At 71.2% G+C, this 1,224-nt stretch carries 1 protein-coding gene; it reads left to right on the top strand.

Annotated elements, in window-relative coordinates; genetic code table 11:
• Window positions 1-964 (top strand): amidohydrolase family protein (locus AC13HU_RS37435; RefSeq protein ID WP_483046464.1); only part of this gene is annotated, 964 nt, incomplete at its 5' end.
• Window positions 965-1,224 lie beyond the last annotated feature (260 nt).

Raw genomic sequence — 1,224 nt, 5'->3', positions numbered from 1 at the left:
GTGGGAGGTGGAGCGTGGGCTCGCCGGCCTGCGGGACGCCGAGCGCTTCCTGGAGCATGTCCGGTCGTCCGCCGGTGATGGCCTGGTCCGGGGCGCCCTGCTGCCGTGCCGGATCGAGACCATGACCCCGGAACTGCTCGCGGCCACTGCCGCGCTGGCCCGCCGCCACGACGTGCCGGTCCGGTTGCACTGCATGCAGGGCACCGTCGAACTCGACCTGCTCCGCCGCGAGTACGCCGCGACACCGCTGGAGATCATCGAACGCGCGGGCCTGCTCGACTGCCGGCTGCTTCTGCCGCACGCGATCTACGGTTCGGGCGGCGGGAGGAGGGGGGCGGCGCCCTCGGACAGCGAACTGGCGACCCTCGCCCGCGCCGGGGCGTCGATCGTCCACTGCCCGTCGACGTCCCTGCGCTACGGCATGGTGCTGGACAGTTTCGACCGGTTCGGCCGGGCAGGTGTGAACATCACGCTCGGCAGCGACAGCTTCCCGCCCGACCTGTTCCGCGCCATGGACGTGGGGTCCAGCCTCGCCAAGGTGCTCGAGGGCCGGCTCGACGCCGGCGACCCGGCCGCGTACTTCCGCGCGGCGACGCTCAACGCCGCGCGGGCCCTGGGACGTGACGACCTCGGGCGGCTCGCGCCCGGTGCGCAGGCCGATCTGGTCGCGGTCCGGCTCACCGACTTCCGGCTCGGTGTCCTTGATGACCCGTTGCGGACCTTCCTTATGTCCGGCTCGCCGCGCGACATCGCCCTGACGGTGGTGGCCGGACGCACCGTGGTCCGTGACGGGGAGTTGCCGGGGTGTGACGTGGCTGCCATGAAGAGTCGGGCCCAGCGGCTCTTCGACCGGATGCGGGCGGCCTACGGTGAGCGGGACTCGCACCGCCGTGCCGCCGCCGACCTCTTCCCTCCCGTCTTCCGAGGGCTCCCCGCAGGGCGCGACGGGAACGACGTGACGTGACGGATGAGTTGCTGCTGTGACGCGTTGACAGCCGCATTTCCGAACCTGTGAGCCCAACGGTCACGCTCCCGGGCGACCGAACTGGACTGCCCGGCCACCGACACGGAGCACTCCAACGCCGGGGCCTCCCGACATCGCTCGCTGATTCGACACCAGCGAGTTGTTCAAGAGAGGCCCCGCGTCTATGCCACGAGCCCTTCACAACCACCCGATCGGGACCCACTTTCGGCTTGTCCCCGCTTTGTGGGTGGGGTGGAGGG

Source organism: Streptomyces sp. NH27, from assembly GCF_056859195.1.
The sequence above is the reverse complement of the archived record's forward strand: the minus strand, read 5'-3'. Positions and strand labels throughout refer to the sequence as shown.